General features: G+C 66.4%; 21 protein-coding genes and 1 riboswitch. Of the genes, 19 read left to right on the top strand and 2 right to left on the bottom strand.

What is annotated here, in order from left to right; genetic code table 11:
- Position 1: 1 nt before the first annotated feature.
- On the bottom strand, positions 2-2,743 hold the full coding sequence (locus tag QTH91_RS15115; RefSeq protein WP_286660924.1) for a DUF349 domain-containing protein: 2,742 nt from the start codon (positions 2,741-2,743) through the stop codon (positions 2-4).
- 93 nt (positions 2,744-2,836) lie between these two features.
- A complete protein-coding gene (locus QTH91_RS15120) occupies positions 2,837-6,736 on the bottom strand; it encodes a DUF748 domain-containing protein (RefSeq protein ID WP_286660925.1) in 3,900 nt (1,299 codons plus the stop codon).
- 639 nt (positions 6,737-7,375) lie between these two features.
- Here QTH91_RS15120 and QTH91_RS15125 point away from each other — a divergent pair.
- From QTH91_RS15125 to tolA, 19 genes are all read left to right on the top strand, one after another.
- Entirely contained in the window at positions 7,376-8,230 is an 855-nt protein-coding gene (locus QTH91_RS15125; protein ID WP_286660926.1) for a lytic transglycosylase domain-containing protein, read from the top strand.
- 14 nt (positions 8,231-8,244) lie between these two features.
- A riboswitch (ZMP/ZTP riboswitch) is annotated at positions 8,245-8,422 on the top strand.
- Positions 8,423-8,467: 45 nt separating this feature from the next.
- The gene (gene glyA, locus QTH91_RS15130) at positions 8,468-9,712 is read left to right on the top strand and encodes a serine hydroxymethyltransferase (protein WP_286660927.1); all 1,245 of its coding nucleotides are present in this window, start codon (positions 8,468-8,470) and stop codon (positions 9,710-9,712) included.
- Between the two features lie 16 nt (positions 9,713-9,728).
- Complete coding sequence (nrdR, locus tag QTH91_RS15135) at positions 9,729-10,172, top strand: transcriptional regulator NrdR (protein ID WP_286660928.1); 444 nt, start codon at positions 9,729-9,731, stop codon at positions 10,170-10,172.
- A 172-nt stretch (positions 10,173-10,344) separates the two neighbouring features.
- On the top strand, positions 10,345-10,920 hold the full coding sequence (locus QTH91_RS15140; protein WP_286660929.1) for a GspH/FimT family pseudopilin: 576 nt from the start codon (positions 10,345-10,347) through the stop codon (positions 10,918-10,920).
- Positions 10,890-11,438 carry a type IV pilus modification protein PilV gene (pilV, locus tag QTH91_RS15145; protein ID WP_286660930.1) on the top strand — a complete coding sequence of 183 codons (549 nt, stop codon included), beginning with the start codon at positions 10,890-10,892 and terminating at the stop codon, positions 11,436-11,438. Before QTH91_RS15140 ends, pilV begins: the two co-directional genes overlap by 31 nt.
- Entirely contained in the window at positions 11,425-12,216 is a 792-nt protein-coding gene (locus QTH91_RS15150) for a hypothetical protein (RefSeq protein WP_286660931.1), read from the top strand. Before pilV ends, QTH91_RS15150 begins: the two co-directional genes overlap by 14 nt.
- Positions 12,217-12,927 (top strand): pilus assembly PilX family protein, encoded by a 711-nt coding sequence (locus tag QTH91_RS15155; RefSeq protein ID WP_286660932.1) that lies wholly within the window; start codon positions 12,217-12,219, stop codon positions 12,925-12,927.
- Positions 12,924-15,500 carry a pilus assembly protein gene (locus tag QTH91_RS15160; protein WP_286660933.1) on the top strand — a complete coding sequence of 859 codons (2,577 nt, stop codon included), beginning with the start codon at positions 12,924-12,926 and terminating at the stop codon, positions 15,498-15,500. Before QTH91_RS15155 ends, QTH91_RS15160 begins: the two co-directional genes overlap by 4 nt.
- Positions 15,497-15,955: a type IV pilin protein gene (locus tag QTH91_RS15165; RefSeq protein WP_286660934.1), complete on the top strand. Its 459-nt coding sequence runs from the start codon at positions 15,497-15,499 to the stop codon at positions 15,953-15,955. Before QTH91_RS15160 ends, QTH91_RS15165 begins: the two co-directional genes overlap by 4 nt.
- Before the next feature lie 72 nt (positions 15,956-16,027).
- Positions 16,028-17,131: a bifunctional diaminohydroxyphosphoribosylaminopyrimidine deaminase/5-amino-6-(5-phosphoribosylamino)uracil reductase RibD gene (gene ribD, locus QTH91_RS15170; protein ID WP_286660935.1), complete on the top strand. Its 1,104-nt coding sequence runs from the start codon at positions 16,028-16,030 to the stop codon at positions 17,129-17,131.
- A gap of 53 nt (positions 17,132-17,184) precedes the next feature.
- Complete coding sequence (locus QTH91_RS15175; protein WP_286660936.1) at positions 17,185-17,841, top strand: riboflavin synthase; 657 nt, start codon at positions 17,185-17,187, stop codon at positions 17,839-17,841.
- Positions 17,838-18,995, top strand: coding sequence for a bifunctional 3,4-dihydroxy-2-butanone-4-phosphate synthase/GTP cyclohydrolase II (ribBA, locus tag QTH91_RS15180; protein WP_286660937.1), 1,158 nt, complete (start codon positions 17,838-17,840; stop codon positions 18,993-18,995). Before QTH91_RS15175 ends, ribBA begins: the two co-directional genes overlap by 4 nt.
- Before the next feature lie 34 nt (positions 18,996-19,029).
- Entirely contained in the window at positions 19,030-19,497 is a 468-nt protein-coding gene (gene ribH / locus QTH91_RS15185; protein WP_286660938.1) for a 6,7-dimethyl-8-ribityllumazine synthase, read from the top strand.
- Positions 19,494-20,033: a transcription antitermination factor NusB gene (gene nusB, locus QTH91_RS15190; RefSeq protein WP_286660939.1), complete on the top strand. Its 540-nt coding sequence runs from the start codon at positions 19,494-19,496 to the stop codon at positions 20,031-20,033. Before ribH ends, nusB begins: the two co-directional genes overlap by 4 nt.
- A gap of 17 nt (positions 20,034-20,050) precedes the next feature.
- On the top strand, positions 20,051-21,229 hold the full coding sequence (locus QTH91_RS15195; protein WP_286660940.1) for a pyridoxal phosphate-dependent aminotransferase: 1,179 nt from the start codon (positions 20,051-20,053) through the stop codon (positions 21,227-21,229).
- Positions 21,230-21,243: 14 nt separating this feature from the next.
- Positions 21,244-21,726: a YbgC/FadM family acyl-CoA thioesterase gene (locus QTH91_RS15200; RefSeq protein WP_286660941.1), complete on the top strand. Its 483-nt coding sequence runs from the start codon at positions 21,244-21,246 to the stop codon at positions 21,724-21,726.
- Between the two features lie 4 nt (positions 21,727-21,730).
- Positions 21,731-22,414, top strand: a complete 684-nt coding sequence (tolQ, locus tag QTH91_RS15205; protein ID WP_286660942.1) for a protein TolQ — start codon at positions 21,731-21,733, stop codon at positions 22,412-22,414.
- Between the two features lie 42 nt (positions 22,415-22,456).
- Complete coding sequence (locus tag QTH91_RS15210; RefSeq protein WP_286660943.1) at positions 22,457-22,897, top strand: biopolymer transporter ExbD; 441 nt, start codon at positions 22,457-22,459, stop codon at positions 22,895-22,897.
- Between the two features lie 15 nt (positions 22,898-22,912).
- A complete protein-coding gene (tolA, locus tag QTH91_RS15215) occupies positions 22,913-23,986 on the top strand; it encodes a cell envelope integrity protein TolA (protein WP_286660944.1) in 1,074 nt (357 codons plus the stop codon).
- The last annotated feature ends 20 nt before the right edge of the window (positions 23,987-24,006 follow it).

The raw sequence follows: 24,006 nt of genomic DNA on the forward strand, positions 1-24,006 counted from the left end.
CTCAGCGACGCAGCAGCGCCTTGAGTGCTGACTGCAAACGGCGCGCGGACCCTTCGTCGTGCGCCGACTCCAGCACCTTGGCCACGTCCTTTGCCCACGTCTGCTGCGGGCTCGGATCGCCACGGCGAGTGAGCAGCTTCAGTTGCAGGGCCCGTCGGTCGTTCAACTGCTCTGCCGGCGTCGGCACTTCAGCCGCCAGCTCCAGGCGCAGCAGCGATTCGGCCGCCGAATCTCCAGCCTTGGCAGGCGTGCCTACCGACTGCGACCATTCGCCGCGCACCGCTGGAGAAACTGCCCGTCCCAGCTCCTGCAGGCTCGGCAATTGCGAAACGTCGCGATGCTGCCAAGCCCCCATGAGTTGCGTGACCGCCTCGCCATGCGCCTGTGCCGCCAGCTTGCGCAGAGCGGCCTGGGCATGGTCCATGGCATCGCGCTGGGCGCGGAATGCCGAATCTCCCAGGCGTGGGCGATCGACTGCTGGGCGCGGCGAACGGTCGCGATCGCCAAAGCGGTCTCCACCGCGCACACCCCGATCGCCACGATCGCTACGGTCATTGCCGCGCGGCCCGCGGGCGTCACGACGATCACCGCCACGACCACCACGTGCGTCGGCAGGCGCGTCCGGCTTTCTGGCACCGGGGCGGTCATCACCGCGCACGGCAACCACGGGCTTGCGCGGCGCGGCCGGAGCAGGCGCCGGTGCCGCCGCTTCGGCGGCCGACTCGGTCGACGCCTCGGCGCCCTCGACGGCTGCTGCGCCTTCCGTATCCGATGCGGCGGCTGCAGCATCCACCTCGGCGTTCGCGGCCGCGGGCTGGGCCGCAGGATCTGCAGCCGATGCATCTGCGGCCGGGGCTGGCGTCGCCGCCTTCGTGGATGCGCCTTCGCCGCGCATCGCCGCTTCCAACGCAGCCAGGGCGGCCCGAATCTTCTGCGCGTCGCCCTCGGCATTGGCGGCCTCGAGGGCCTTGGCAGCAGAAAGCACTTGCCGGTCGAAGGCGCTGGTTGCGGCCGCGGCCTTTTCACGCTCGGCAGACTTGCGGTTGAACGCTTCGTCGATCGGCGCGCGGAACGCGTCCCACAGTTTCTGTTCTTGACGGCGATCGAGCGGGACGCCCTGCGCTTCGGCCTGCCAGCGTTGCTGCAGCGCGCGAACGGCATCGATGCGCAGTTGAGGCGCGGCGCCGAGTTCGGTCGCCTCGGCAATCATGGCCTGGCGCCGTTCGATGCTGCCTTTTTGGGCAGCCTCGAGCGGCGCGCGAGCCGCTCCGATCGCCTCGACCCATTGGCCTTGCAACTCGGCAAACACCTTTTCGCCGACGTGGCCAGCCTCGCGCCAGCGATCCGCGAACTGGTGCAGCGCCCGGTTGAGCGCCTTGTAATCGGTGCTCTGGGCGTGCGCCGCAGCCCAGGTCTTCAGCTCTTCGATCAGGGCCAGCCGCAGGGCCTTGTGCTCCGCCGCGTCGGCGCGCACCTTTTCCAGCCAGGCCTCGACCACCTTGTGGGCTTCGTTGCAGGCCTCGTCGAAGCGCTTCCAGAGCGCGTGGTTGGGCACGCCACCCTGGTCGGTCTTCTTCCATTGCTCGCGCAACGCGCGCAGGCTTTCCTGCATCTTGCGGCCGCCGAGCGCCTGCCCTTCCGGGCGCTTGAGCAGCGCCTCGGCCTTGGCGACGAGCTCCTCGCGGATCTTGTCGGCGCTCCAGCGCTGCCAGCCTTCGAGCTCGCCCGCGGCAATGAGCGCGGCATGGACTTCACCTTCGAGCGGCTGTTCGACCAGACGGCCATGTTCCTTGAGCACGGCGCGCAGCGCAGCCGACGCGCTGGCGGTGCCCTTGCCGTGCCCCTCGGCGGTTTCCTTCTTGAGCCGCTCCAGCGCCGCGGTCACGGCTTCTTGCGCCGCGGCGCGGACCGCCGGATCGACCTTCGGTGCGCGCGGCGCAGCGGGCCGCTCGGCGGCTTCCGTTGCCGCGGCCTCCGGCGCCAACCCGCGGGCGACGCGAAGCTCATCCGCCCAGACGGGCACGGGCGGCAATGGCGCCGACGCATCGGCAGCTGCAGCCACGGCTTGCGCCAATGCGGCCTGGAACGCTTCGGATACGGCGGTCAACTGGGCGCGCGAAGCTTCCAGCTGAGGCGCCAGACGGGGGTCGAGACTCTCCCAGTTGGCGTCGGAGGCAATTTCGGTCGCTTGCTCTTTCCATGCGGCAACGTCCGAAGCCAGGGCATCGCCCGTGGCCTGGGCGTCTTGCCAGCCCTTGGTGGAAAGGACGTCGAAGCGCTGCACGAGCAGCACCGCCGCCTCGCGGTGAACCTGAACACGGTGCTGAAGGTCTTCGATGCCCTTGATCCGTTCGGCCAGACGCTGGCGCAAGCTGGCGAGGGGCTCGCGCGACAACGGCGCGCCTGCCTTGGCAGCGTCGCGCTGCCAGGCCAGGGCGTCGGCGATGTTCATCCGGGGTTGGTCAAGCAACGCTTGCGCCTTCTGCTCCCATTCGGCAGCGATGGCGGCCTGATCGCGTGCACGCCGGGCCTCGTCGAGCTTTTCGCGCACCAGGCGCGCCGCCCCCTTGTCGCGGCTGCTGAGTTCCTTGAAGACTTCCTGCAGCTGCTCGGTGGCGGGGCTGCGAGCGAGCCAGTCGCGGACACGCTGGGCGCGCTCTCCGGATGTGGGCGCCGTAAAGGCGCCGCCGGTCAAAGCGTCAAGAGCCTGGATGTCGTGGGGCTTTGGGGAAGAAGAAGTCACTTCGGATCGCTTGTCGGAATGGGGGCTTTTCAAAAGAAACGGCGCCGGAATTTCCGGCGCAGCCCTCCATTTTGACCGACGCGCCGGCTCGGCTCAACGCACCTCGACTTTCAGCAGGGCGCTGGGCTTCCAATCCGCCCCGCTCGGCTTGGTCTGCACCGCCCCCAGGAAGAGGCTTTCTGCGGGCACTTTGTGCTCCAGCAGATAGTCCCGCACGACCACGCCGCGCTCCACCGCGAGTTTCCGGATGGACTCGTCATCCACCTTCATGTCGGCCATGAGCAGCTTTTCCATCTCTTCCTGCGGAAGGTCCTTGGCGATGCCGATCAGGTTGCGCGGCTTGCTGATGTCAGCTCGCTTGTAGACGGCCTCGAGCAGTGCAGGATATTCCGCATCGGTGACAGGCTCGACACTCGACGCGTCCTTGCCGGCGCGCACGGCGCTTCGGCGCTTTTCAGCCTGTGCCATCTGGCGCAGCCTGGCGCGCTGGTAGGCCTCCTTTTCCTTCTCGAGGCTGGCGGTGCCGACCACCGTCATCTGCAAGCCGGCGCGGTCGGTCATGGCCTTGGCGATCTTGTCCAGGCTCTGCTTGGCGGCGGCATCGAGCGTGTCGAGGCCGGCACCGAAAGCGATGGCGTCCGAGGGCCCGCCAGAACCACCCCCGCCTCCGCCGGTGAGCAGGCTGATCGGCGAAGTGATGGCCTTGACGATCAAATTGACGATGCCCTTCCAGATGAGTGGGGCGATGCTGAACTGAGGATCGTTGACCGACCCCGACAAGGGCAGATCGACGTCGATCACGCCATTGCGGTCGGCCAGCAGCGCCACCGCGAGCTTGACGGGCAAGGTGCTGGTCGCGCCGGGCACTTCCTCGCCGAAGGTCAACTGGTTGAGCACCAGCTTGTTGGTGGCGGTCAGGCGGCCGTCGGGCTCGACCTTGTAGTCGACGTCCACGCTCATCTTGCCCCGCTCGATGCCGTGCCCCGTGTAGCGCACGGTGTAGGGCGAAAGCGGCGCCAGCTCCAGGTCGCGGACCTTGGCGCCGATGTCCAACTGCAACGGCTTGACCAGCGGGTTGAGCTTGCCGGCAATTTCGAGCGACGCCGTCTGCTGCGCCTTGCCGCGCAGCTCCAGATCGGCCATCTGGACAGCCCCGTCGACGGGTTGCGAGGAGAAGGCGCTGAGCTTGCCGGTCAGCGCGCTCAGGTCGGCGGAATAGTTGGGCTTGATGAAATGGTCGGTGAAGTCGATGCGGCCGTTGACCAGCGAAATCGGTCCGAAGTTGATGACAGGCTGCGGTCCGGCCGGCTCCGCGGGGGTTGCGGGCGCGGCCTGCGCCGTCGGCGGTGCCGCATCGCCGCCCACCATCTGTTCCGCCGGAACGGCCCCACCCGCTGCGGCGGGCCGCCTGGTCGTCGCCTGCGCAGGCGCCGCCGAACCCGGCGTCACTGGCTGATCGGACCGCGTCACCGTCTCGCCGCTGATGGGCTTGCGCACGGTGGTCGCTGCGCCCGCACCCGCTGCAGGTGGAGCGACCGGTGCAGCGGCCTTGTCGCCTGGCTTGGGCGGCCCTGCCACTTCCACCGGCTTGCTGCTGGCCAGATCCTGGAGATGCAGCGTGCCGGCCTCGTCGATCACGATGCGGGCAAACAGATCCGTCAAGGCCGTTTCACGCACATCCAGCTTGAAGGGCGTCTTGGGCACCATGTCGAACTTGACGCCGCGCAACTGCAGCGATTGCCACGACAGCAGGCGACTCGCGTTGCGCCCAAGGGACGAGCCACCGCCGGCCGCCTCGACCAGCACGGAGCTGTTGACGCGCATGTTGTCCACCGACGTGTCGCCCTGCAGGCTGACGCGCGGTCCGGCCGACTCGCTGGCGAATCGAAGCGCGCCCTTGTAATTGAAGTACGCGCGGCGCAGATCCAGGTTGGGAAACTGATCGGCGACGTAGGCCTTGAAGGCATGGACCGGAATCGACCCCACGTCGAGTTGCCCCTGGGTCGTCAAGGGCGTGAGGGCCAATGTTCCCTTGTACGAGAAGCGTCCAGGATTGGACCGAGCACCCGAGGCAATGCGCCCGGACACGTCGATCGGCATCGCGCCCTTGCCGTCCAGACTGAACTTCTGGGCAGAAACATCCAGCGACGTCAGCTTGACGTCCACTTCCTCGCCTTTGACGGACTTGTCGGAAAAGCCCACCTGCCCATCCGACAGCTTCAAGCTGTCCAAGCTAAGCGCCCAAGGCTTCTCGGCGCTCTTGGCGTCGTTCGCGTTGCGCTTGCCGGCCGGCCTGTCGGCACCCTGGCCGGCCGACGTCGATGTCGACGTCTTGAGCCAATCCTCGTACATCCAGCGACCACCGCCATCCCGCTCCACCTCGGCCACCGGCTTGGCAAGCTCTACACCCTGCACGGTCACATTGCGTTCGGTCAAGTTGACCTTGGCGCCCGTCACCGTCAACTTGGAAACGCTGGCAAGCGCCGCCTTGTCGCGGCGCAGCGCCAGACCATCGGCAGTGAACTGCTGGACATCGACCAACAATCGATCGGGCTTGCTCCATTGGAGACCGACCCGGCCAGCCAGCGTGCCATCCAGGGCCGGATCCAGGAACTGCGACACATACGGCGCAGCCAACTTGAGGGGCAACTGACCGACCTCGGTCTGCACCTTGGCCATTTGATCGGTGGCCTCACCCTGGAACTTCAGGCTGCCTCCGCCCAAGCCAACCGCGCCCTCGAACCGGGCAGGCTGCTCCATCGGCCAACGTACGTCCTGAACCTTCAGTTGCAGTCCGGTCAGCGATGCCTCGGCCGCCGGAGAAACAGACGCGTCACGCCATTGAACGGCGCCGTCGTCCAGTGTGACGGCGTCGATCTGTGCCGTCCACGCCAGCTTTTCCGCCGCCCCCTTGGCCGCCTCGGCGACAGGACGTGACACTTCCGGCGGCTCTCCGGCATGCGCGCCGGGCTGGGTCGGTTGCAGGTTCAGCCGCCCATCTGCCTCACGCGAAACGAGCAGTTGCGGACCGGTCAGCGCCACCTCCGAAAGGTGCACCTTGCCCTCGAGGGGACGCACATCCGCCAGCACCACTTTCAGGCCCTTGAGGGAGGCCAGGTCCTTGTCGCGAGCATCAAGCAGCTTGGCGTCGCGCACTTCGACCGTGCCGCTGATGCGCAACCCCTCGCTGGGCCCCTGCTGGAATTCAACCTGCAGGTCGGCATCGAGGCTGCCGCCTGCGAGCTTGGCGACCTGATCTCGTGGCGCGTAGGCCAGAAAGGGCTGCAGGTCGAGCCCCTGGAAATGCATGCGCGCGCCCGTCTGGCGCGTCTCGGCAAATGGCAGCGCCTCTGCGCTGGAATCGAAATGGCTGCCGTTCAGGGTAAAAGCCAGCTTGGGCATCACCTTGACCTCGCGCTGCGAAGGCAGGCTGCTCAGGAACGGAACGCCCAGGGTTAGATCGCGGATCTCATGCTTGGGGCCCAGCGCCTGGTCATCGAAGTCGACACTGCCGCCGGTCAGTTCGATGTTGTAGATGGCGAAGCGAGCGGGCTCCGAGGCGTCCTTTTTCTCGGGCTGCGGTGAGGCCGCAATGCGCTTGAGCACATCGTCGAAGTCGTAGCTGCCGTCCTTGTTGCGAACGGCCCGGATGGTGGGACGCTCGATCTTGACCGCATCGACCACGGGAGCCAGCCGAAGGATGGACTGCATCTCGGCGTCGACATAGATGCGACCCACCTCGATCTGGGCGTGGCTGCCGTCGGCACTCGCGATGCGCAAGTCGTTGACTGCAAGCTCCAGGGTCCAGGGCTTGAAGTCGATCTTGCCGATCGTGACCTCGCGCCCCAGCGCCGCACTGGCATGTTTTTGCGCCTGACTCTTCGCGATGGGGGGCACCGCGAGCCACAGGATGACCCACAGCAGCACCAGCGCTCCCAATGCGTAAGCAACTCGCCGGACCCACTTGTTGTTCTTGATCGTGACAGCTTTCATGAGCGGCAGTGTGCCGCAATCGGCCAGGGCTTCCCACCCCGAAAACATGAAAGCCGAGCGCACAAATGAGAAAGCCCGGATGCACGACGGAGAAGTCTTGCATCCGGGCTCGATGGCGAGCCCGAAGCTCATGCCATCTCTTTGCGCCGCCGAAAGAGGATGGTTCCGGCAGTGCTGGCGGCAAGAGATTGCCACCGAGGAGGCCTCGACCGTCGGACGCGGGGTGTTTGGTTTCCCCAGGCCAGCCGGGTCTCGGCGAGCGCCTGAAACAGTCAGGCAGTTGCAGGTTAAGCCTGTCTCGCCTGTCGCGCAACTTGAAAATTCAATGGGGTCGCCCTGGTCGATTCATCCCCTTTTTCGGACTTTTCTATCGCACGTTTAGGCATAAAAAATAAGCCCCTTATGCTTGACCGTGTATTTTGACCTCCCTAGAATCGCCGCTGGCCTCGACATCCGACCCCTCGAGGCCCACTGATTCCGCTGAAATGTGAACTTCTGTCCACATTCTCGATGTCTCAGGCATCGGCGCCCATTCCCTCCCTCGCGCTGACCTGATACACGCCGATCCAACGCGCTGTCCCTCCAAACCGTGGCCCTTCGTGGGCATCGTTTCGAGGTCCGCAACGAAAGGAAAGAGCAATGAAACAGGCGTTGTCGGCCGCAGTCCAAGGACTGAGGACATTCGTGTCCGACGTGGCAGATGGCTTTTTCGAAATCACGCACAACGGCTTTGCCCTTCTGGGTCTGGCGACCGTGTTTGCCGTCCTCGCGCTTTTTGCACGACCAGACCTGCGCCAGTCCGGCGAGGAACAACTCATGGGCTGGCTGGAGGCGCGTCGCGCCGCGCTGCGGCCCGCCGAGCCCGTCAGCCCCGTCGCGCTCGAACCGACGGCGTTGGAGCGCACGACGGCGGCGAGCCCGATGGATCTGCCCAAGCAGCAAGCCGCAATGGCGTTCTGGCTGGCACGCAAATATCGTGTCGCGCCTGAGCCGCTGAGCGTGCTGGTGGCCGAGGCCTACGACCTGGGCCAGCGGACCAAGCTCGACCCCGCCCTGATCCTGGCCATCGTGGCTGTGGAGTCCAGCTTCAACCCGTTTGCGCAGAGCCATGTGGGAGCGCAGGGGCTCATGCAGGTCATGACCCGGGTGCACGGTGACAAGTACGAGCCCGCCGGCGGCACGCTGACGGCTTTCGATCCCGTCACCAACATGCGTGTTGGCGTGAAGGTCTTGCTTGAATGCATCTCGCGGGCCGGCTCGCTGGAAGGCGGCTTGCGCTACTACGTCGGCGCGGCGAACCTCGAAAGCGACGGTGGCTATGCGAGCAAGGTGTTGGCCGAACGCAGCCGCCTGCGTCAAGTCGCGGCAGGCAAGGCCGTGGCGCCCAATGCCGCTCCGACGCCGGTGCGCGATGCACCCATCTCGGCGACCAACGACAAGAAGCCCGCCGCGACTGGCGACGACAAGGTCGCGCTGCTCTCCGACGGCTCCTGAGCTCGGCTAAACTCACCCCCGTACGCGACTGGCGATAAGCGCCTGTTCCTGTCGAACGATCGGTGCCCGAAAGGGCCCAACCATTCGGCATGCGAGCATGGGCGCCGACGTGGGGCACACCACTGGGAAGCGTACCGCCCGCCGGCTTGGCACAAAGCGGCGGGCGATCAGCCGTTCGCCTGGGCAGCCCTTGTTTGATTCCTGAACAAGGCCCAATGTCTTGACTGAAGGACTGCCATGTATCAACGCAATATTCTGGTCGAACAGACCGACCCCGAAATCTGGGCTGCCATCCAGGCCGAACACGCCCGCCAGGAACATCACATCGAGCTGATCGCGAGCGAGAACTACGCTTCGCCGGCGGTGATGGCTGCGCAAGGCACCCAGCTGACCAACAAGTATGCCGAGGGCTATCCGGGCCGTCGCTACTACGGTGGCTGCGAGCACGTCGACGTCGTCGAACAACTGGCCATCGATCGCGTCAAGAAGATCTTCGGCGCAGACGCCGCGAACGTGCAGCCCCATTGCGGCGCCTCGGCGAACGAGGCGGTGATGCTGGCCTTCCTCAAGCCTGGCGACACGATCATGGGCATGAGCCTCGCCGAAGGCGGACACCTGACGCACGGCATGCCGCTCAACATGAGCGGCAAGTGGTTCAACGTGGTCAGCTACGGCCTGGACGCCAAGGAAGCCATCGACTACGACGCGATGGAGCGCAAGGCGCACGAGCACCGCCCCAAGCTGATCATCGCCGGAGCCTCGGCCTACTCTTTGCGCATCGACTTCGAGCGCTTCGCCAAGGTGGCCAAGGACGTCGGCGCGATCTTCATGGTCGACATGGCTCACTACGCCGGCCTCATCGCCGCTGGCGTCTACCCCAACCCGGTGCCGCATGCCGACGTGGTGACTTCCACCACCCACAAGAGCCTGCGCGGCCCGCGCGGCGGCATCATCCTGATGAAGGCCGAGCACGAGAAGGCGATCAACAGCGCCATCTTCCCCGGCCTGCAAGGCGGCCCGCTGATGCATGTGATCGCGGCCAAGGCCGTGGCTTTCCAGGAAGCGCTCTCGCCCGACTTCAAGACCTATCAGCAGCAAGTGGTGAAGAACGCCCGCATCGTCGCCGAGACGCTGACCGAGCGCGGCCTGCGCATCGTCAGCGGCGGCACCGAGAGCCACGTGATGCTGGTCGACCTGCGCGCCAAGGGCATCACGGGCAAGGAAGCCGAGGCCGTGCTGGGCCAGGCCCACATGACCATCAACAAGAACGCCATTCCCAACGATCCGGAGAAGCCGATGGTCACCAGCGGCGTTCGCGTCGGCACGCCAGCCATGACCACGCGCGGCTTCAAGGACGAGGAAGCGCGTGCCACGGCAAACCTGATCGCCGACGTGCTGGACAATCCGCGCGATGCGGAGCACATCGCTGCGGTGCGTGCCAAGGTGAACGCGCTGACCGAGCGCTTCCCGGTCTACCGCTGATGACGGGCTGCGCCGCATGAAGTGTCCTTTCTGCGGCCATGCCGAGACCCAGGTCGTCGAAACGCGCCTGAGCGAAGACGGTGAGTTCGTGCGCAGGCGCCGTCAATGCGGCGACTGCGACAAACGCTTCACCACCTATGAACGCGCCGAAGTCACATTTCCGGCTGTGGTCAAGAAGGATGGACGCCGCGCGGAGTTCGACTCCGGCAAGGTGCGCGCATCCATGCAGCTGGCGCTGCGAAAGCGGCCGGTGAGCATCGAGCAGATCGACAACGCGCTGCTGCGCATCGAGCACAAGCTCTTGTCGAGCGGCCTGCGCGAGATCGAGTCCACCAAGCTCGGCGAAATTGTCATGCGCGAACTCAAGCGGCTCGACAAGGTGGCTTACGTGCGCTTCGCCTCCGTCTACCGCAGCTTCGAAGACGTCGACGAATTCAGGCAATTGCTTCGCGATATCTAGATCGTTGCTCGGGAGGCGCGTTTTGCTCCAACCGAGCACGTTTGTTGAGCCGGCGTCACCAGAACGCCCGATGATTCCGCTCATCCGCTGCATAAGACCGATCGGCGGTCGTCTCGCCTGAATCCGCGTTCTATCCCTAACAATCTCGCCCGAGATATGGAGGGAGGAGAGCATGGGAAGCGACGCGTGTGCGGCGGGGTGCCGGAGTGCACCCCGCCAGCGATGTACTCGCGGATTGGTGCTGCTGGAATTGTTGGTGGCCATCGCCATCCTGGCGGTGATGGCGGCATGGGCCGCGCCCAGTTTCGCCGCATTGACAGAGCGAATGCGCGTGCGTGCGGCGACTTTCGCGCTGCGTGACAGCCTCTACCTGGCCCGAGCCGAGGCCATCAAGCGTGGCGGCCGCGTCCTCCTCGCGCGCCTTCCAAGTCTCGGCGATTGCGATTCAAGCGCCGACGGCGCCGGTCAGTGGCGTTGCGGCTGGGCCATCTTTGCAGACGCCAATGGCGACGGCGCTGTCTCTGCGAACGACGAGTTGCTCTTTTCCACGGCAGGGCAGGACAGCGTCAACGTCGCACAGACCAGTTCTCGCGAGCGCCTGCAACTGGACGCTCGTGGCCAGTTCGGCCTGATTGGCGTGGGCTTCAATCTGCAATCGCGCTTTGACAAGGAGATCGTCAGCGCGATCTGCATTTCTGCCGGCGGACGCATCCAGACATGGATTGGAGAAGAACGTTGTCCAGGGTAGGCCATCGGAGCGGCGCCAGCACTTCGCGAGGCTTGGCGCTGATGGAAGCGCTGGTCGCGCTGGCCCTGGTCTCCATGGCGCTGATGGGCCTTCTTTGGGCGCAGTGGAAGACCTTGGCAGACAGCGCCTCAAGCCTTCGCAGAAGCCAGGCCATCCAGTTGATCGCGGATCTTTCGGAGCGGGTGCAGTCCAATCCGCAGGCACGCGCCCGGCTGGACGACTACCGGGTCGAATGGGCACAAGCGGTCGATGCACTGACTGATTGCCAGCTCGAAGCGTGTGACCCTCGCCAACTGGCGCGTTGGGATCTGGCGCACTGGAAGCGGTCCGTCGAAGAGCAATTGCCGCAGGGCGATGCCACTGTCTACGCGTTGTCCGATCAGAGCGGCGGTCACGCACCGGCGTTGGGCGTGATGGTGGGATGGCGATCGAGCGACGACTCGCCGCCAAAGCCAGACGATGGTCAAGTTCGCTGCCCGCCAGGCTGGGCCTGCCACTTCGGTCATGTCCAGCCCTGAACGCATGAAGCGCCACCGCCGATGCGCCGCGCACCTCGTGCGGGGTGCGCTGCTGGTCGAGCTCATGGTGGGCCTGACCGTCGGTGGACTGGTCACCCTCGCTGCGCTGGCGGTGTTGCAGACTTTCGGGCAAACGCAGCGGATCGTCGACGACCAGAGTCAACTGCTGCAGCAAGCCGGCTTCGTCTTCAGACTGCTGGGACAGCAGATCCGCACGGCAGGGTCTCGCGACATCGAGGCTGCGGGAGATGCGGACCCGACGACAGGAGCAACGCCGTACCGCTATGTCGCCCAGGCCACGTCCGCCAACACGACCGTGGTGCGCGGCACGTCCGGCATGCCCCATGACACCCTCACGCTTGCCGCTGCGGCCTATATAGCGCCGGACGGTGTTCGTCGCGACTGCCTGGGACAGAAGGCATCGACTCAAGTCCCGCTGGCCGCCACTTTCCAGGTGGATGCGGGCGGCGTGCTTCGCTGCAAGAGCAGTTCGGGGCAGAACCAGCCGATCGCCTTTGGCGTCGCGGCGTTCCGGATCCGCTATCGCCTGCGCAATGGTGAAGCCATGCGCGACCTCGATGCCTCTGCGATCGAACAGGCTGACCAATGGCGCCAGGTCGTCGCCGTGGCGGTGTGCATCGACCTGCGCGGGGATGCGGTCCTGGCTGGCACGGAGCAACGCTATGTGGACTGCGAAGGCAAGGCCGCCACCGACAAGACGCGCCGGCATCTGGTCCTGCAGCGCCTTTTCCATCTTCGAGCGGACGGATTGACCTGAATGAATCGCTCCATTTCGGCTTCTCGATGCAACCAGCAAGGGTTGGCATTGATGATCGTCATGATCGTGCTGCTGATGGCCACGCTCCTCGTCGTCGGGGCGGCGCGCACAACCTGGTTCACCGAACGCCTGATCGGCAACGATGCGGACCAGGAGCGCGCGCTCGCCAACGCGCAGGCCATGCTGGCTGACGCCGAGTACGACATTCGCGCCGAGTCGCCCGACGGACGCCCGTGTACAGGGGAGTCGCCGCCAAGCCCCAGGAACTGCCGCGCGCCAGGCGATCCGCAATCCAGCGTACCCTGGATTCCGCGCGAGGGACCGCTCGACTTCGCTCGCCTTCGCAACGTGCTGATGACGCAAGCGGTAGGCGGCGGCATTGCGTGCGCTCAAGGCGTGTGCCTGGCTGGCGCGCTGCCTGCAAGATTCTGGCAACTTCCGCCCGCGGAACTCGCACGCATCGAGAACACGGGTGCGCGCTATGCCCAATTCAGCGGCGCGCCGGATGCCCCGGCGGACAACCCTTTGTTGTCGTCCCGAGCCTGGTATTGGATCGAGATCCTCCCCTATTCCGGTCCGACTGGCACTGCGCTCGCGCCCGATGCCGACAACCCGTTCATCTTTCGCATCACTGCATTGGCATCGGGACGCCGCCCGACGACCCAAGTGGTGCTGGAGCGTCTCTTCGTCTGGAAGCGGGTGGATGCATGACCAGGCCTCTGCATCGAAGTCGGCAAGCCTGGCTGGCAAGCGCGCTGATTGGCGCGAGCATGTGCGTCACCCATGCGGTTGCAGCGGACGCCAAGGATTCAAACGGCCTCTCGTTCGAATCAACGCCCGTTCTCACGGCAGGTCGCGTGCCCGTGCCCAGGCTGATGATTGCGCTCTCTCGACTTCCGAGCGACCAGAACAAACGCAAGGATCTGTTGACGGCACTTGGCGGGACCATCGATCAGTTGCCGGATGCCAGCGTGCAGCTGGGATGGGTGGCGCCATCTTCCTGCGAGGCACCTGATCAAGCCGGCGAGTCGTGTTCGAGCGGGGCAACGCCGCAGACCCTCGATGCCGCGACGCGCGCCGCCTTCAAGGCGTTTCTGGCTGCGGCCGGTCGGCAAACAGGCGCGTCGGAGAGCAGCGATGCCCCCACGACAACGGCGCGGACGATCGCCTACGCCGAAGAGCAAAGCAGCCTCGCCGCCGCACATCAGCCGCAGAAGGGCGCCGATCTGCTGTGCCGCCAATCTCACGTGGTCCTCGTGGGTACGGACGTGGGGCCCGGCACGCTGCGGCCAGACCAGCCGCATGACGGAGCAATGGCGCCCAAGCCGGTCATCCATCAAGTCGCCGCGGCAGGCGACGGCCTCGCCGCGCAAATCGACGAAGCGGTGCAGACCGCCGTCGCCGAAAGCCAAGGGCCTGACGACACCCGCACCCTTGCGCTTGCCATGGTGCCGAACGCCAAGGGCGGCGAACAAGCTGTCGTTGCCGCCCGCTACAACGCACATGGCTGGCACGGCGAACTCGCCCTTCGGACCTTGCAGCGCGCCGGAATCGACACAAGCTCGGCACCCTGGGGCAGGCAAGCCGGCAGCGGCGAGCCGCACACCACGGCCACGCTGCTCGATGCAAGGGAGCCCGACACCAGGGTGATCCTTTCCAGCCAGGGCGAAGGCCAGCAACTGAAGGGCCTTGCCTGGCGTTGGACCGAGTTGCCGCAAGCGCAACGCGCGCTGCTCGAACGGGATGCCCACCAGCGCCCCGACGGCCTCGGCAGCCAACGCCTGGAGTGGCTGCGTGGCGTCCGCGCTGACGAACAGGCCAATGGCGGCAAGTTGCGCGACCGTCGATCGCCGCAGGCTGACATGTTGGGCAGCGTTCCATGGGCCAGTCCGGGCCGGCTTGCGACGCGCACGACGCCAGCCCAACCGACGATGATCTACGCAGCCGGCAACGGCGGCATGCTCCACGCCTTCGATGCCGAGAGCGGCCAGGAGCGATTCGCGTACGTGCCCCAAGGTGCGCTTGCCAAGGTTGCGGCCATGAGCCAGCCGCAGTATCTGCACCAAGCTTCCATCGCCGCATCGCCATTCACGGCCGACTGGCAAGAAGGCGACCAGACTCGTCGCTGGCTCTTCGGCACGCCAGGCGCTGGCGGCAAAGGCTATTTCGCATTGGATGTGAGCAACCTCCAAGGCTTTGCCGACGAATCGCAGGGGGCGCAGCAGATCCGGCTGGACACCACCGCGTCCGAAGATCCCGATCTGGGCCATATCTTCGGGACGCCGGTCACCGCCGCTGGCGACCCGTGGCGCAGCGCCTCGGTCATGCGACTGAATGACGGCCGAACGGCGCTGGTGCTCGGCAACGGCTTCGGCAGCGAGTCCGGCCGTGCCGTGTTGCTGCTGCACTACCTGGATGGTGCGCGCGAGTTGCGCAAGATCCCTGCAGGCAAGGAGGTCGGCAACGGCCTCGGCCCGGTTCGCCTGGTCGATCTCGACGGCGATCGGAAAGCCGATCTCGCCTACGCCGGCGACCTCCGCGGGTATGTCTGGAAGTTCGACCTCCGCGCCACGGACCCTGCCCAATGGCGCGTCGCTGTAAAGAGCCAGCCCATGTTCATGGCGAAGGACGAACAAGCCCATCCGCAGCCGATCACCAGCGCCCCCACGACATGGCCGCACCCAGAACGTGGCCGCATCCTGGTCTTCGGTACTGGGCGAATGCTGACACCGGACGACCGCGGCGATACATCCACCCAAACGATCTACGGCATCCACGATCGGGATGACGACGAGCCGGCCAGCCGCGGGCGCGCCGCACTGCGCCGCCGCGAACTCGTGTCAGGCGCAAGCCGGGTCACCACGGCGGCTGCGAGCGACTCCGCGGCAGGCTCGGCACCGGGCTGGTATGTCGACCTCCCCGTGCCCGGCGAGCGGGTGCTTGACCATCCTCGGCACTTCGATGGCCAGCTGATCGACATCGTCAGCTCCGTGCCGGCGCCTGTTCCACCTGTCGGCGCCGGCGAATCCTGCAAGACCGCCAACGAGCGGCAGTTTCGCAACACCCTCAGGGCACTGGATGGCGAGCCACCGCGGACAGCGATCCATGGGACGTCCGACGCTCCATTGACCGTCGGGCGCCTGGAGCTTTCGGCAACGCCGAGCGTCGCCGTTCGCAGCCTGAGTCGCGAAGTCCGGATGAACTTCGAGGGTGGTCAAGACGATGCGACGCGCGCGCGCCTGGGCTTTATCGCCGTCCGACCTTCATGGCGACAGCTTCAATGACACGATTCGAACCGCGGGCCCTGCCCTCCTCCCGCTCGGCATCGGGCCCGACGGGATTCACGCTGCTCGAGATGCTGATGGTGATGCTCATCGTCGCCGTGCTGGCGGCCGTGGCGCTGCCCGGCTACCAGAGCCATGTGCGCAAGGCTCGCCGGGCCGAAGCGCGCACGGCACTTCTGCGGGCAGCCCATTGGATGGAGCGACAGGCCACCGTCCGCGGCCTGTATCCGGATGCCGGCCTACCGCAGGATCTTGAGCTTTCGATCAACAAGTACTACCGCATCGTCCGCAGGCCTCCCAACGACGAGGACGACGCTGGCCTGCACTTCTGGCTGGAAGCCGTACCCCAGGGCGTGCAGGCATCCGACGCTTGTGGCAGCTTCACGCTCAGTCATGCCGGAGAGCGCGGAGTCACCGGGCCAGGCGCTTCGGCATCCGACTGCTGGTCGCGCTAGGCCGCCCCGAACGAGCGCGGATCGACCCGAAGGCGACACGGTCCCTGCATGCGCCGGCTATGCTGCACATCCATGATGCAGCTTGCCCTCGAGGCCGCGCGCCACGCGCTGCGGCTGTCCCCCCCCAATCCGGCCGTCGGATGCGTGCTGGTCGCGCCCGATGGCAGCGTCATCGGTGTTGGCCACACCCAGCGCGCAGGCGGGCCGCATGCAGAGATCATGGCCTTGCGCGATGCACAGGCCCACGGCCGCTCGGTCGAAGGCGCCACGGCCTACGTCACCCTGGAGCCATGCGCCCACCACGGACGCACCGGTCCCTGCTGCGACGCCCTGGCCCAGGCGCGCATCGCCAAGGTCGTCGCCTCGTTGACCGACCCCAACCCGCTGGTCGCCGGCCAGGGCTTCGCACGCCTGCGGGCTGCCGGCGTGGATGTCGAGGTCGGCCCCGGCGCCGACGAAGCGCGCGAGCTGAACATCGGCTTTCTGAGCCGCATGGTGCGGGGCCTGCCATGGGTTCGCATGAAAGCCGCGGCCACGCTCGATGGCCGCACCGCCCTGGACAACGGCGCGAGCCAATGGATCACCGGGGCAGCCGCGCGCGCCGACGGCCATGCCTGGCGCGCGCGCGCCGGCGCGATCCTGACGGGGGTCGGCACGGTCATGGAAGACGACCCCAGGCTGGATGTACGAGAAGTCGAGACAACGCGCCAGCCGCCCTTGGTGCTGGTCGACAGCAGGTTGCAGACTCCTCCCGACGCGCGCCTTTTCGACGTGCCGGGCCGCGAGGTCTGGATCTACGCGGCGCAGGAAGATGCTGGCCGGGCGGGTCCCCTGGAAGACCGGGGCGCCCAGGTCAAAGTCCTGCCCAATGCCGATGGCAAGGTCGATCTGGCCGAATTGATGCGCGACCTGGCCCGGCGCGAGGTCAACGAACTGCATGTGGAGGCCGGCCAGAAGCTCAATGGCTCCCTGCTGCGCGAAGGCCAGGTGGACGAGCTGCTGCTGTACGTGGCCCCCACGCTCTTCGGCGAAGGCATGGGCATTGCCAGTGGCATCCACGGGCGCGGGCCGATGCAGTCCCCCTCGGATGCACTTGCGCTTCAGTTCCGCTCGGTCGATCCGATCGGCCATGACCTGCGCATCCTGGCCCGCCTGCCCGGTCGCGATGGCTTCTAGGGCCTCCCCGCCCAAGGACCGGAGCGGATGACAATCTCTGCGAAAATACGGGGATGTTCACCGGAATCATCACCGGCGTGGGGCGCATCGCCGCCGTTCACGACCTCGGAAGCTCTTCATCGCACGGCAAGCGCCTGCACATCAGCGCGCCAGCCGGCTACCTCGGCGATGTGGGCCTCGGTGACAGCATCGCCCTCAATGGTGCCTGCATGACGGTCACCACCTTCGATGCGGCAAAAGACGAATTCACCATCGACATCTCGGCCGAATCGCTGGACAAGACCGCGGGCCTGGCCGACGTCGGCGCCAGCATCAACCTCGAGAAGGCCCTGCGCGCCAGCGATCGCCTGGGCGGGCACATCGTCTCGGGCCATGTCGACGGTGTCGGCACGGTCAGCCGCTTCGAACCGATGGGCGAAAGCTGGGAGCTTCGCATCCAGGCACCGCGCGCCCTCGCCCACTTTCTCGCCTACAAGGGCTCCATCACCGTCAATGGCGTGAGCCTGACCGTCAACAGCGTCCAGGACCTGGCCGACGGCAGCGAGATCAGCATCAACCTCATCCCCCACACGGTTCAGAACACCGCGCTCGGACAACTGCACCAAGGCAGTCCGGTCAACCTCGAGGTGGACACGGTCGCCCGCTATGTCGAGCGCATGCTGCAGGCCGGCGCCATCGCGCTGCCTTCGGCGAAGGACCCAAAAGCATGAACGCAACCGTCACCCCCTTGTCGACCGTGCGCGACGATCGCCCGCGCGCGCCCATCTCCCCCGTCTCGGAAATCGTCGAAGAGCTTCGCGCCGGCCGCATGGTCATCCTCGTGGACGAGGAAGACCGCGAAAACGAAGGCGACATCGTCGTCGCCGCCGACCACATCACGCCCGACGCGATCAACTTCATGGCCCGCCACGCACGCGGCCTGATCTGCCTGACGCTCTCGCGCGAGATGTGTGAACGCCTGAACCTGCCGCCGATGGTGGCGCGCAACGGCGCCAAGCATTCCACGGCCTTCACTGTCTCCATCGAAGCGGCCGAAGGCGTGACCACCGGCATCTCGGCGGCAGACCGTGCCCGTACCGTGCAGGCTGCCGTGGCGCCGAATGCGGTGGCAGCGGATCTTGTGCAGCCCGGTCACATCTTTCCGCTGCAGGCGGTGGACGGCGGCGTGCTCATGCGTGCGGGCCATACCGAAGCGGGCTGCGACCTCGCCGCCATGGCCGGCTGCTCGCCGGCCTCGGTCATCTGCGAGGTGATGAACGACGATGGCACCATGGCCCGCCTGCCGGACCTGCAGCTGTTCGCCGCCGAGCATGGCCTGAAGATCGGCACCATCGCCGCGCTGATCGAGCACCGCAGCCGTACCGAGACGCTGGTCCAGCGCGTCGGTGCCAGCCGGGAAATGCAGACACCATGGGGCACCTTCACCGCGCATGCGTTCCAGGACGCGCCCAGCGGCGGCGTTCACCTGGCGCTGGTATGCGGCCAGTGGGCACCCGAAGAAACGGTGCCGGTCCGCGTGCACGAGCCCCTGTCGCTCCTCGATGCGCTCGAGCTCAACCGACCGATGCACTCCTGGAGCCTGGACGCCAGCCTGGCGCGCATCGCCAAAGAAGGGCGCGGCGTCGCCGTGTTCCTCAATTGCGGCGAATCAGCGCAGGAGCTGCTCGCCCAGTTCGAAGGCACCGCCCGCCCCGCCCAGGCGCCCGAGCGTGGACGCATGGACCTTCGCAGCTATGGCATCGGAGCGCAGATCCTGCGCGAATGCGGCGTGCAGCGCATGAACCTGCTGGGCACGCGCCGGCGCATGCCCAGCATGGCCGCAGGCTATGGCCTGGAGATCGCCGGCTACATCACTCGCGACTGAATCGCCCCAAGAACCTCTAGAAACACACAACAACATGCAATACGCCAACAAGGGAGCCGCTCCCCTGCCGCTGGACGGCAAGGGACTGCGCATCGGCATCGTCCAGGCGCGCTTCAACGAAGACATCACCGACGCACTGGCCGCGGCCTGCCTCGGAGAGCTCGAATCGCTGGGGGTGGCCTCGTCGGACATCGTGCACATCACCGTTCCGGGCGCGCTCGAGGTGCCGACCGCCCTGCAGGCGCTGGCGGTCCGCGGCGGCTTTCAGGCGCTGATCGCGCTGGGCTGCATCATCCGCGGCGAGACCTACCACTTCGAACTCGTGGCCAACGAATCCGGTGCCGGCGTGAGCCGCGTGGCCCTGGATGCCCGCCTGCCCATCGCCAACGCCGTCCTGACCACCGAGAACCACGCGCAGGCCGTGGCTCGCCAGGAAGAGAAAGGCCGTGACGCCGCCCGCGTGGCGGTCGAGATGGCGCAACTGCTGGCACGCATCAAATGAGCGACGAAGACAACAACTCCGCCGGCAACCGCCGTCCACGCAGCCCGCGCGGCGGCCTCACCAGCACCGGCGCGCGCAAGGCATCGGCCAAGTCGGCCCGCAGCCGCGCGCGCGAGTTCGCATTGCAAGCGCTCTACCAGCACCTGGTCGGGCGCAACGACGCCGAGTCCATCGACGAATTCACGCGCAACCTGTCGGGCTTTCACAAGGCCGATTCCGCGCACTACGACGCGCTGCTGCACGGCTGCATCGGGCAGGCCGTCGAGATGGATGCGCTGATCGTCCCCCTGCTCGACCGCAAGCTGGCCGAGATCTCGCCCATCGAGCATGGCGTGATGTGGATCGGCGTCTACGAGTTCATGCATTGCGCGGACGTGCCTTGGCGCGTGGTGCTCAACGAGTGCATCGAACTGGCCAAGGAGTTCGGTGGCACCGACGGCCACAAGTACGTCAATGCCGTGCTCAACGGCCTGGCGCCTACCTTGCGGGCGGTCGAGGTCGAAGCAGACCGCGCCAGCGGCAAGATCCGCTCCTGATGCCCAACGCCAAGCCCATGAAGATTTCTTCGCGCGCTGAACGCATCGAGCCTTTCTACGTGATGGAGGTCGCCAAGGCGGCCACCCAACTGGCAAAGGAAGTGGCCAGCAGCGACCGGCCGATGATCTTCCTGAACATCGGCGAGCCCGACTTCACCGCCCCACCGCTGGTGCGCGAGGCGGCGGAACGCGCCATTCGCGACGGCTCGACCCAGTACACCCCCGCATGTGGCCTCGATGCCCTTCGCGAACGCATCAGCGGCTGGTATGCCGAGCGCTTCGGCGTTCAGGTGCCGGCGCGGCGCATCGTCGTCACCGCCGGTGCCTCGGCGGCACTGCAACTGGCCTGCCTGGCGCTGATCGAGCGCGGCGACCAGATCCTCATGCCCGACCCGAGCTACCCCTGCAACCGGCATTTCGTCAGCGCTGCCGAGGGCGAGGCCGTGCTGCTGCCGACCACCGAGGCCGAGCGCTTCCAGCTCAGTGCGGACAAGGTGGAGGCCGCCTGGGGCGACAAGACGCGCGGCGTTCTGCTGGCGTCGCCCTCCAATCCCACCGGCACGTCGATTGCGCCCGACGAGCTGCGGCGCATTCACGAGTTCGTGCGCGCCAAGGATGGCATCACGCTGATCGACGAGATCTACCTGGGACTGTCCTACGAAGACGCGTTCAGCCAGACCGCGCTGGCCATCGACGACCAGGTCATCAGCATCAACAGCTTCTCCAAGTACTTCAACATGACCGGCTGGCGCCTGGGCTGGCTGGTGGTGCCCGAAGCGCTGGTGCCGGTGGTGGAGCGCCTGGCCCAGAACCTCTTCATCTGCGCGAGCACCGTCTCGCAATACGCCGCCCTGGCCTGCTTCGAGCGTGAAAGCATTGCCGAGTACGAACGCCGGCGCGGCGAGTTCAAGGCACGGCGCGACTGGTTCATTCCACAACTCGAGGCCGCCGGCCTTCCTGTGCCGGTCGTGCCCGACGGCGCGTTCTACGCCTGGGCGGATTGCACCGCGCTGTCGCGGCAGTTGGGTGTGGACGGCAGCTGGGACTTCGCCTTCGAACTCATGAAGCGGGCCCACATCGCCATCACGCCGGGCCGCGACTTCGGCTCTGCAGACACCCGCCGCTTCGTGCGCTTTTCGACCGCCAGCGCCATGGGCCATCTGCAAGAGGCCGTCGAGCGCCTGCGGGCGCTCTAGTGCCTGACGGATCCATGGGTTTCACGCATCCGATCCGCGTCTACTGGGAAGACACCGATGCGGGCGGCATCGTCTTCTATGCCAACTACCTGAAGTTCATGGAGCGCGCCCGCACCGAATGGCTGCGCTCCCTGGGCATCGAGCAACAAAGGCTTCGAGAAGAAACGGGCGGTATCTTCGTCGTGAGCGAGACGCGGCTGAAGTACCATCGCCCGGCCCGACTCGATGACCAACTGCTGGTCAGTGCACACCTACAGGAAGCCGGCAGCGCCTCGTTGATAATCTTCCAGCGCGTGCTGCTGGCCCATGCAGCCGGCAACCAGCGCGAACCATCGAATCAAGCCACTGCGGCACACGCCTTGCTCTGTGAAGGCAGCATCCGCATCGGCTGGGTGCAGGCAAGCACGCTGCGGCCGGCAAGACTGCCAGCCTCTGTCGCCCAAGCCTTCTCGCACCTGTTACCGAGCACGTCTCCCATCCGGGCCACTCAACCGTGAAGCCATGAATCAAGACTTCTCCATCGTCACACTCATCCTCCACGCCAGCTTCGTGGTTCAGTTGGTGATGGCTCTGCTGCTGTGCGTTTCCATCGCCAGCTGGGCAGCCATCATCCGCAAGTACTTCGCGCTCAAGCGCACACGCGCGCTCAATGAAGACTTCGAACGCGAGTTCTGGTCGGGCACCAGCCTGAACGAGCTTTTCTCGTCGGCCGCGCAGAACGCCAAGTTCGCCGGACCGATGGAACGCATCTTCGCCAGCGGTATGCGCGAATATCACAAGCTGCGCGAGCGGCAGATCGGCGACGCCACCACCCTGATGGACGGCGCCCGCCGCGCCATGCGCGCCAGCTTCCAGCGCGAGCTCGACGCCATCGAATCCAACCTGTCGTTCCTGGCGACCGTCGGCTCGGTCTCGCCCTACGTCGGCCTGTTCGGCACGGTGTGGGGGATCATGCATGCCTTCACCGGCCTGTCGAGCATGACCCAGGTCACGCTGGCCACCGTGGCGCCCGGCATCGCCGAAGCGCTGGTGGCCACGGCCATCGGCCTGTTTGCCGCCATTCCCGCAGTGGTGGCCTACAACCGCTTCGCTCGCGAGATCGACAAGATCGCGATCGCGCTGGAGACCTTCATCGAAGAATTCAGCAACATCATGCAACGCAACCTGTCGGCGACCCAGCGCTGAGCGCGCGCCGACCCGAACGCAAAGACCCGAGGAACGCCCGACATGCCCGCCGTCAGTTCCCGCGGCCGCGGCCGCCGCACCATCAACGAGATCAACATGGTGCCCTTCATCGACGTGATGCTGGTGCTGTTGATCATCTTCATGGTGACCGCGCCGCTGATCGCGCCCAGCGAGATCAAGCTGCCCAGCGTCGACCGCGCCAGCCAGCGCGAGGACAAGCCGATCGAGATCGTCATCCGCAGCGAATCAGAGATCCGCATCAAAAAGGACGCATCGAGCGGCACCGGCTTCACTTCCATCCCCTTCACCCAGATCGGCGCCGCCGCTCGCGAGGCTCAGGGTGGCGACGAGACGCGCCCCGTGGTGCTCTCGGCCGACAAGGACGTGAAGTACGACACCGTCGTGCAGGCGATGAACCAACTCAAGCGAAGCGGAATCGAACGCGTCGGACTGTCCGTGCAGACCACGGGCACAACCAAGTAAGCCGCGCATTCGCCCATGTCACTTGCCGCCGACCGCCCCGAATTCGCCCCCCCGCCACAGCGAGGGACGACACGCGCGCTCATCCTGGCGCTCATCGCCCACGCGCTGCTGATCGCCGCGCTCACCTGGGGCGTGCGCTGGAAGCGCGATAGCGAAAACGCCGCGGTCGAGGCCGAACTGTGGTCGAGCACTGTGCAGCGAGCCGCACCGCGCGCTGTCTCGCCGCCCACACCGCCCACGCCTCCGGTCCCACCGACACCGGCACCACCACCGGCGCCGGAGCCGCCCCCACCGCCTCCACCACCCCCCGCACCCGCGCCCACGCCGCCGGCACCACCGCCACCGGCCCCGGCCCCCGCCCCCGCTCCTGCACCTGACATCGCCTTGCAGGAGGAAAAGCGCCGGCAGGCCGAGCTCAAGCGCCAGCAGGAATACGAAGACCAGAAGCGACGCGCCCAGGAGGAATACCAAAAGCGCATCGCCGAGGAAAAGCGCGTGGCCGAACAGAAGAAGGCCGAACAGAAAAAACTCGAAGAGCAAAAGCGCGTCGAGGAACAGAAGCTCGCCGAGCAGAAGAAGCTCGAGGAGCAGAAAAAGGCCGAACAACAAAAGCTGGCCGAGCAAAAGAAGCTCGAAGAGCAGAAGAAAGCCGAGCAGCAGAAGCTGGCCGAACAGAAGAAAAAGGAAGAAGCCGCCAAGCAGGCTGCTGCCCAGGCCGCCAAGGACCGCGCCGATCAGCTCAAGCGCCTGCAGGCGATGGCCGGCACCGGCAGCGAGAGTTCGACCGGCCAGGCGGCCCGAAGCTCGGGCCCGTCCGGCAGCTACGGTGCGCGCATCGCGTCGGCCGTGCGGCCGAACATCACTTATCCCGATGCCGACACGGTGCGCGGCAATCCGGCCACCGAGTTCGATGTGAAGCTCGCGCCAGACGGCACCATCGTCGACATCAAGATGGTGCGCTCCAGCGGCGTGCCCGGCTGGGACCAAGCCGCCGAGCGCGGCCTGCGCAAGACCGACAAGCTGCCTCGCGATACCGACGGGCGCGTTCCGCCCGCAATGCGCATCGCGCTGCGTCCGAAGGACAACTGAAGACGCCCGACGCCCGGCGG

Origin of the sequence: Variovorax dokdonensis, from assembly GCF_030316895.1 — a bacterium.
Taxonomy (GTDB): domain Bacteria; phylum Pseudomonadota; class Gammaproteobacteria; order Burkholderiales; family Burkholderiaceae_C; genus Variovorax; species Variovorax dokdonensis.

Excerpts from the sequence above, each read along its gene's own strand:
- QTH91_RS15120 (WP_286660925.1), bottom strand. The coding sequence starts at position 6,736 with ATGAAAGCTGTCACGATCAAGAACAACAAGTGGGTCCGGCGAGTTGCT.
- QTH91_RS15125 (WP_286660926.1), top strand. The coding sequence starts at position 7,376 with ATGAAACAGGCGTTGTCGGCCGCAGTCCAAGGACTGAGGACATTCGTG.
- glyA (WP_286660927.1), top strand. The coding sequence starts at position 8,468 with ATGTATCAACGCAATATTCTGGTCGAACAGACCGACCCCGAAATCTGG.
- nrdR (WP_286660928.1), top strand. The coding sequence starts at position 9,729 with ATGAAGTGTCCTTTCTGCGGCCATGCCGAGACCCAGGTCGTCGAAACG.
- QTH91_RS15140 (WP_286660929.1), top strand. The coding sequence starts at position 10,345 with ATGGGAAGCGACGCGTGTGCGGCGGGGTGCCGGAGTGCACCCCGCCAG.
- pilV (WP_286660930.1), top strand. The coding sequence starts at position 10,890 with ATGGATTGGAGAAGAACGTTGTCCAGGGTAGGCCATCGGAGCGGCGCC.
- QTH91_RS15150 (WP_286660931.1), top strand. The coding sequence starts at position 11,425 with ATGTCCAGCCCTGAACGCATGAAGCGCCACCGCCGATGCGCCGCGCAC.
- QTH91_RS15155 (WP_286660932.1), top strand. The coding sequence starts at position 12,217 with ATGAATCGCTCCATTTCGGCTTCTCGATGCAACCAGCAAGGGTTGGCA.
- QTH91_RS15160 (WP_286660933.1), top strand. The coding sequence starts at position 12,924 with ATGACCAGGCCTCTGCATCGAAGTCGGCAAGCCTGGCTGGCAAGCGCG.
- QTH91_RS15165 (WP_286660934.1), top strand. The coding sequence starts at position 15,497 with ATGACACGATTCGAACCGCGGGCCCTGCCCTCCTCCCGCTCGGCATCG.
- ribD (WP_286660935.1), top strand. The coding sequence starts at position 16,028 with ATGATGCAGCTTGCCCTCGAGGCCGCGCGCCACGCGCTGCGGCTGTCC.
- QTH91_RS15175 (WP_286660936.1), top strand. The coding sequence starts at position 17,185 with ATGTTCACCGGAATCATCACCGGCGTGGGGCGCATCGCCGCCGTTCAC.
- ribBA (WP_286660937.1), top strand. The coding sequence starts at position 17,838 with ATGAACGCAACCGTCACCCCCTTGTCGACCGTGCGCGACGATCGCCCG.
- ribH (WP_286660938.1), top strand. The coding sequence starts at position 19,030 with ATGCAATACGCCAACAAGGGAGCCGCTCCCCTGCCGCTGGACGGCAAG.
- nusB (WP_286660939.1), top strand. The coding sequence starts at position 19,494 with ATGAGCGACGAAGACAACAACTCCGCCGGCAACCGCCGTCCACGCAGC.
- QTH91_RS15195 (WP_286660940.1), top strand. The coding sequence starts at position 20,051 with ATGAAGATTTCTTCGCGCGCTGAACGCATCGAGCCTTTCTACGTGATG.
- QTH91_RS15200 (WP_286660941.1), top strand. The coding sequence starts at position 21,244 with ATGGGTTTCACGCATCCGATCCGCGTCTACTGGGAAGACACCGATGCG.
- tolQ (WP_286660942.1), top strand. The coding sequence starts at position 21,731 with ATGAATCAAGACTTCTCCATCGTCACACTCATCCTCCACGCCAGCTTC.
- QTH91_RS15210 (WP_286660943.1), top strand. The coding sequence starts at position 22,457 with ATGCCCGCCGTCAGTTCCCGCGGCCGCGGCCGCCGCACCATCAACGAG.
- tolA (WP_286660944.1), top strand. The coding sequence starts at position 22,913 with ATGTCACTTGCCGCCGACCGCCCCGAATTCGCCCCCCCGCCACAGCGA.